This is a genomic window from Nocardioides sp. (assembly GCF_035697785.1).
In the GTDB taxonomy this organism is placed as follows: Bacteria; Actinomycetota; Actinomycetes; order Propionibacteriales; family Nocardioidaceae; genus Nocardioides_B.
Window position 1 is genome coordinate 1 of sequence record NZ_DASSCL010000152.1, and the last position, 6,538, is coordinate 6,538.

The following is a 6,538-nucleotide window of genomic DNA, read 5'->3' on the forward strand; positions in this document are numbered from 1 at the left end:
GAAGGCGGAGATGACGATCGTGGAGGCCGGCGCACGCCGAGACCTCGGCCAGCTCGACGCCGCGCTGCGCACCCTGGAGCACGCCCCGCTGCGGTCTCAGTCGCGGGCCGACTGGGTGGTGCGGCTGCGCTACACCTACGCGGACACCCTCGCGGCGGCCGGGAAGCGCGAGGAGGCGATGGAGTGGTTCCATCGCACCGTCGCGATCGACAGCCACGAGATCACCGACGCGGCCGCCCGAGCCGCCGAGCTGGAGTCCGCGACCTGAGCCGGATCTCGTCCACAGCAACCTGCTCGAGAGGTTGGTGCACAGGCGCGCGGCGTCGTGCCGTCACCGAGTGCGCCCCCCGCCAGGGTTGTCCCCGGAGGTGGTGCCGATGGCCAGGCAGACGACTGAAGAAGCAGGCGGGCAGTCAGTCGGGCAGACGGGCGACGACCGGGATGCCGACGCGGTCTCCGTCAACGAGGTCCGGCTGACCGGCCGGGTGACGTCGGGTCCCGAGGAGCGGACGCTGCCCAGTGGCGACGTCATTGTCACGTTCCGGATGTCGATGGGCCGGAGTCCCACTCCGGGGAGTCGCGGGTCCCGGCAGCGTTCTGACTGGGTCGACTGCGTGGCGTTCGGTGGCCGAGCCCGTCGCACGGTGGGCTCGTGGCAGCCCGGCGATCGGGTGAGCGTCGAGGGCGCGCTGCGCAGGCGCTTCTACCGCGCCGGAGACGGATCGGCGACCCGACTGGAGCTCGAGGTGCTGAAGGCGACCCGTGTCGCCCGGGGCTGAGCGAGGCACCAGGTTCGGCTCTCGCCCCGATCCCTTCAGGCGTCGCGCAGGTCGCGCATCACGACCCCCATCCGGGGCTTCGGCCCGAACGACGTGGACTTGCGCGGCATCCGGACGCCGCGCGCGGCGCTCGCCCGCACCTCCTGCACGGAGGGCGGTCGGACGGCGACGACCAGTCCCGCCGCCCGGGTGGTGGCGTGCAGGGCTTGGTCGAGGCTGTGGTGGTAGCCGACTTGCTCCTCGGCGATGTGCCATGCCGGCAGCAACGTCTCGTGCAGCACGGCGGCGTCGACGTCATGCGTGCGCTTCACTGAGAGCACCGCCCAGGCCTGCCCGTCGCTGACGACGAACGTCGCCCGGTCGTCCCGGTCGTGATCCTGCGCCGCGAACGCCGCTTCCCGGTCCGGTTGGGGGCTCAGGTCGTCTCCCCGGTCGTCGGCGAGGTCCTGCAGGTCGCGCATGGTGAGCGCGGCCACCGACCGGTGGATCGGTCCCACGCGCAGCGCCTGGTCGTGCTGGTCGACCAGCATCGCGAGGCCGTGGTCCCACGGCGACGTACCCTCTGGGGTGCCCGCACCGCGAAGCTCGTCCCGGAGCCTCAGGTACGCCGCGTAGCGATGGTGGCCGTCGGCGATGAGCGCCTCGGTGTCGGCAAGCTCGGCGGCGATCGCCGCCTGGGAGGCGGGGTCGGTGACCGCCCACAGCCGGTGCGAGCTGCCGTCCAGGGCGACGGCGTCGGCGAGCGGTTGGCGCCGCGCGGCCTCGGCGATCTGCCCGCGAAGCCCGGCCGTGCCCTCGTGGACCAACAGGATCGGCTCGAGGTTGGTCTCGGTCGTGCGCATCAGCACCGCGCGGTCGTCGACCGGGGCGGGCATCACGTCCTCGTGCGGCAGGATCACCTTCTCGAACTCGTCGCGGAGCCCCACCAGGCCGATCAGACCGCGCACGGTGATCTGTTCGGCGGTGTACTCGTAGACGTAGAGAGCGGGGTCCTCGTCGGCGCGCAGGTAGCCCTTCTGACGCCACTTCTCCAGCCGGTCCCGCACGGCCAGGTACGGCCGCTCGAACCGCCGTGACAGAATCAGTCGGACGATGTTGCGCCGGTTGGCGTTCTCGAGCGTGCGCACGGTGTCGGCGTCCAGGACGTCGTACGGCGGCGAGATCACCGTCGAGAGGTCGCCGACCGTCTCCGGGTCGAACCGGAGCCCGCGGAAGGGCGCCAACGTGAACGGTCGTCGGCCGGGTGCGTGGGGCTGGGGCATCGGAGCATCCTATGAGGCACCGGCGGGGAGGGCACGCGCACCGTGCGGCCCCGTCATGCACCGCCGACCACCGAGCAGAACCAGGAGCCAGCCTTGCTGAAGGCGTGCGAGACCGCGCTGTGGACCGCCTACGACCTCGCCATGCTCGACCTCGACGGGGTCGTCTACATCGGCCCGGATGCGGTCCCGGGAGCAGCCACGCACCTGGCGGCCGCGCGCGAGGCCGGCCTCCGGTTGGCGTACGTCACCAACAACGCCGGGCGGCCGCCGGCGACGGTGGCCGAGCACCTGCGCAGCCTGGGGATCCCGGCTGAGGTGACGGACGTGGTCACCAGTGCCCAAGCGGCGGCCCGGCTCGTCGCCCGCGGCATCCCGGCCGGGTCGGCGGTCTTCGTCATCGGCGGTGAGGGCCTCTTCGTTGCTCTCGAGGAGCAGGGGCTCCGGCCCGTCCAGTCGATCGACGAGGAACCAGTGGCGGTCGTGTCCGGCTACCACCGCGACCTGGCCTGGGGAACGGTCAGCGACGGGGCGATCCTGGTCGGCCGCGGCCTGCCCTGGTACGCCTCCAACACGGATTGGAGCGTGCCCACCGCCCACGGGCTCGGGCCCGGAAACGGCGTGCTCGTCCACGCCGTCGAGCGGTTCTCCGGCCGCAGCCCCGAGGTGGCCGGCAAGCCGCTGGCGCCGTTGTTCGAGGAGACCGTGCTGCGGGTCGGCGGCGACCGTCCGCTGGTCGTCGGCGACCGGCTCGACACCGACATCGAGGGCGCGACCAACAGCGGCCACGACAGCCTGCTCGTGCTGACCGGAGTCACCGGTCTGGAGGAGCTCGTGGCAGCACTCCCCGCCCTGCGCCCTACCTACCTCGCCGCTGACCTGCGCGGCCTCGGCCATCCGCACCCCGCGCCGGTGCAGGACGGTGCGCAGATCCGCTGCGGACGGGCGACCGCCCGCGTCCGCGACGGCCGGGTCGAGATCGAGGACGACGGCACCGACCCCGACGACTGGTGGCGGGCCGTCGTCACCGCCGCCTGGCGACACCTCGACACGACGGGCGCACCCTGTGCCGTCGACGGGGTCTCGCCGCCGAGTAGCGTGGGCCCGTCAACCGGGAGCCCGACCCAGCAGGAGCAGCCGTGACCGACGACCAGAGCGTGTGGCTCGTGCGCGACGAGCCCGCCGACGACCCCGCCGGATCGGTCGCGTCTGGAGCTGCCCAGCCGGCAGACCTGGCCGCACCCGTGGAGCGGACCGGCAACGAGGCCGTCGACCGGGTGTTGGACTCCCTCGACGCGCTCGCGGACACGCCGATCGCCGAGCACGTCGCGGTCTTCGAGGCCGCCCACGACCAGCTGCGCGGTGCGCTCGCCGACGCGGGCAACACCGAGCAGTCGCAGGGCTGAGCGCGGGGGTCACCAGGTCGTGCCGCCGCGCCGCCTACGCCTGGATGCGGAGCTGGTCCGACGGGGGCTTGCCCGCTCTCGGGAGCACGCCAGCGAGCTGATCGCCGCGCGTCGCGTCAAGGTCGCCGGCGCGGTCGCCACCAAGCCCGCCACCGGTGTCACCACCGACGTCGCTCTCGTCGTGGTCGATGACCCGGAACGACCCGACTACGTCTCCCGCGGCGGTCACAAGCTCGCCGGTGCTCTGGCCGTCTTCGGGCCGGCGGGCCTGCGCGTGGCCGGCCGGCGCTGCCTCGACGCGGGCGCCTCGACCGGCGGCTTCACCGACGTCCTGCTGCGCAACGAGGCGGCTGAGGTTGTGGCCGTCGACGTCGGCTACGGGTTGCTCGCCTGGTCGATCTCGCAGGACCCTCGGGTCGTCGTGCGCGACCGCACGAACATCCGCGACCTGACTCCCGAGCTGGTCGGCGGGCCGGTGGACGTCGTGGTCGGGGACCTCTCGTTCATCTCGCTGGAGCTCGTGCTCGACGCGCTGATCGGCGTGACCGACCCCGGCGGCGACCTGGTGCTGATGGTCAAGCCGCAGTTCGAGGTGGGCAGGGGCAAGGTGGGCAAGGGCGGTGTCGTCCGCGACCTCGAGCTCCGGGCCGGGGCCGTCGCGTCGGTGGCCGCCGCGGCAGACCGGCGCGGCTGGGGCGCCCGAGCGGTGACCACGAGTCCGCTGCCCGGACCGTCCGGCAACGTCGAGTACTTCCTCTGGTGCCGGCGCGGCCCCGCCGACATCGGTCGGGAACAGGTGGTGGATGAGGTACGCCGCACCGCATCCCTGGGGGAGTCCTCTGAGAAGGTGGTGCCGTGACCGACTCCGCAGTGACCCGCCGCGTCTTCGTCGTCGCGCACACCGGCCGCGAGGACGCCCGCAAGGCCGCGTCGCAGTTCTGTCACGCCCTGGCTACCCACGGCGTCGCGGTCCGGCTGCTGGAGGACGAGGCGCGCGACCTCGCCCTCGACTTGCCCGACCTCGACGTGGTCAGCCCCGGCCCGGCGGCGTCGGCCGGCTGTGAGATCGCCGTGGTGCTCGGTGGCGACGGCACGATCCTGCGAGCCGCCGAGCTCACCCGGGAGAGCGGCACACCCCTGCTGGGAGTCAACCTCGGCCACGTCGGGTTCCTGGCCGAGGCCGAGCACGACGACATCGAGCACACCATCGACGCGATCGTGCACCGCCGCTACTCCTCAGACGAACGGCTCACCCTCGACGTGCAGGTCTACCGCGACAAGGAACTGGTCACCACCACCTGGGCGCTCAACGAGGCGAGCGTCGAGAAGGCTGCCCGCGAGCGGATGCTCGAGGTCGTCGTCGAGGTGGACGGCCGTCCGTTGTCCCGGTGGGGGTGTGACGGCGTCGTCTGTGCCACGCCGACCGGCTCCACGGCGTACAACTTCAGCGCCGGTGGCCCGATCGTCTGGCCCACCGTGGAGGCCCTGCTCATGGTGCCGATCAGTGCACATGCACTCTTCGCGCGGCCGATGGTCGTCGCGCCGACCTCCGTCCTGGCTGTGGAGGTGCTGGCGCGCACCGAGGGAGCGGGGGTCCTGTGGTGCGACGGTCGACGTGCGGTCGATCTCCCGCCCGGCGCCCGGATCGAGGTGCGCCGCGGCCGTTCACCGGTGCGGCTGGCGCGGCTGCACGAGGCGCCCTTCACCGACCGGTTGGTGGCCAAGTTCGATCTCCCGGTGAGCGGCTGGCGTGGCGCCGCGGAGCGCCGCCGCCGCAACGGGGGTGCCGATGCTTGAGGAGATCCGGATCGCGTCGCTCGGCGTGATCGAGGAGTCCGTGCTGGAGCTGGGGCCGGGGTTCACCGCCATCACCGGCGAGACCGGTGCCGGCAAGACGATGGTGGTCACCGCTCTGGGGCTGCTGCTCGGGGGACGCGCCGACTCCGGCGCGGTGCGCACCGGGGCCAAGGCCGCCCGTGTGGAGGGGCTGGTCCGGCTCGCCGATGGCTCCGAGTCCTGGTCCCAGCGGCTGGCGGCCGACGTCGACGACCTGGGCGGTGACATCGACGACGACCTGCTGGTCGTGGCACGACAGATCTCCGCCGAGGGCCGGTCCCGCGCCTTCGCCGGTGGCGCGTCGGTGCCGGTCAATGCCCTCTCGGGCCTGATCGACCCGCTGGTCGCCGTCCACGGGCAGTCCGACCAGCACCGCCTGCTGCAACCGTCCGCCCAGCGCGACGCGCTCGATCGCTTTGCCGGGCCCAAGGCCGAGAAGGCCCGACGAGCGTACGTCTCGACCTACGACGAGCTGAGGACCACCGAGGCGGAGCTCGCCGAGGTCGTGGAGTCCGCCCGGGCGCGAGCCCAGGAGGCCGACCTGCTGAGGTTCGGGCTCGGCGAGGTCGAGCAGGTGGCTCCTCGATCCGGGGAGGACGCCGCTCTGGCCGCCGAGGAGGCCCGGCTCGGTTTCGCCGACGAGCTACGGTCTGCTGCGTCCCAGGCACGCGAGTCGCTGTCCGCGGAGGAGGCCGGCCCGGACGCCCTCGGCGCGGTGTCGGCCGCCCGCAAGCTGCTCGACGGCGTGCGCGAGCACGACGCCGAAGCGGCCGCGCTCGCCGATCGCCTGGCCGAGGTGAGCTACCTGCTGTCCGACGTGGCCGCGGACGTGTCCTCCTACGTCGCGTCGCTCGACACCGACCCGGTCCGGCTGGCCGCGGTGTCGGAGAGGCGGGCGGCGCTCACTTCACTCACCCGCAAGTACGGCGAGACGATCGACGAGGTGCTCGCCTGGGCCGAGGACGGTGCGAAGAGGCTGCTCGACCTCGAGGACACCGACGGCCAGATCGCCGAGCTGGAGTCGCGCCGTGACCGCATCCGGGATGAGCTCGGCGACCTCGCCGGCACGCTCAGCGTGCAGCGACAGGAGGCGGCCCGCCGGCTGGGTGTGGCGGTCAGCGACGAGCTGACCTCCCTGGCCATGCCACACGCCACCGTCACGATCGCCGTCACCCAGCAGGACACGCCGACCCCGGAGACGCCGGCTGGGCCCCAGCTGCTCGTGGACGGTCGCTGGCTGCGTGCCGCGGTGCACGGC

At 73.0% G+C, this 6,538-nt stretch carries 7 protein-coding genes and 1 pseudogene; 7 read left to right on the top strand and 1 reads right to left on the bottom strand.

What is annotated here, in order from left to right:
* Both VFH10_RS16055 and VFH10_RS16060 read left to right on the top strand, forming a co-directional pair.
* Nucleotides 1–268 (top strand): annotated as a pseudogene (locus VFH10_RS16055) (tetratricopeptide repeat protein); the annotation flags it as partial.
* Nucleotides 269–377: 109 nt separating this feature from the next.
* Nucleotides 378–779, top strand: coding sequence for a single-stranded DNA-binding protein (locus VFH10_RS16060; RefSeq protein ID WP_325130330.1), 402 nt, complete (start codon nucleotides 378–380; stop codon nucleotides 777–779).
* 35 nt (nucleotides 780–814) lie between these two features.
* Here the strand turns inward: VFH10_RS16060 and VFH10_RS16065 are convergent, their stop codons facing one another.
* Entirely contained in the window at nucleotides 815–2,041 is a 1,227-nt protein-coding gene (locus VFH10_RS16065; RefSeq protein ID WP_325130332.1) for a DUF1015 domain-containing protein, read from the bottom strand.
* Between the two features lie 93 nt (nucleotides 2,042–2,134).
* Between VFH10_RS16065 and VFH10_RS16070 the strand changes: the two genes are divergently transcribed.
* The 5 genes from VFH10_RS16070 to VFH10_RS16090 all read left to right on the top strand — a co-directional run.
* Entirely contained in the window at nucleotides 2,135–3,181 is a 1,047-nt protein-coding gene (locus tag VFH10_RS16070) for an HAD-IIA family hydrolase (RefSeq protein WP_325130334.1), read from the top strand.
* A complete protein-coding gene (locus VFH10_RS16075; RefSeq protein ID WP_325130337.1) occupies nucleotides 3,178–3,444 on the top strand; it encodes a hypothetical protein in 267 nt (88 codons plus the stop codon). Before VFH10_RS16070 ends, VFH10_RS16075 begins: the two co-directional genes overlap by 4 nt.
* Before the next feature lie 19 nt (nucleotides 3,445–3,463).
* The gene (locus VFH10_RS16080; RefSeq protein WP_325130339.1) at nucleotides 3,464–4,303 is read left to right on the top strand and encodes a TlyA family RNA methyltransferase; all 840 of its coding nucleotides are present in this window, start codon (nucleotides 3,464–3,466) and stop codon (nucleotides 4,301–4,303) included.
* Nucleotides 4,300–5,241, top strand: a complete 942-nt coding sequence (locus VFH10_RS16085) for an NAD kinase (protein ID WP_325130341.1) — start codon at nucleotides 4,300–4,302, stop codon at nucleotides 5,239–5,241. Before VFH10_RS16080 ends, VFH10_RS16085 begins: the two co-directional genes overlap by 4 nt.
* The coding region (locus tag VFH10_RS16090; RefSeq protein ID WP_325130343.1) for an AAA family ATPase at nucleotides 5,234–6,538 on the top strand (1,305 nt) is incomplete at its 3' end. The genes VFH10_RS16085 and VFH10_RS16090, both read left to right, overlap by 8 nt.

Excerpts from the sequence above, each read along its gene's own strand:
- VFH10_RS16060 (WP_325130330.1), top strand. The coding sequence starts at position 378 with ATGGCCAGGCAGACGACTGAAGAAGCAGGCGGGCAGTCAGTCGGGCAG.
- VFH10_RS16065 (WP_325130332.1), bottom strand. The coding sequence starts at position 2,041 with ATGCCCCAGCCCCACGCACCCGGCCGACGACCGTTCACGTTGGCGCCC.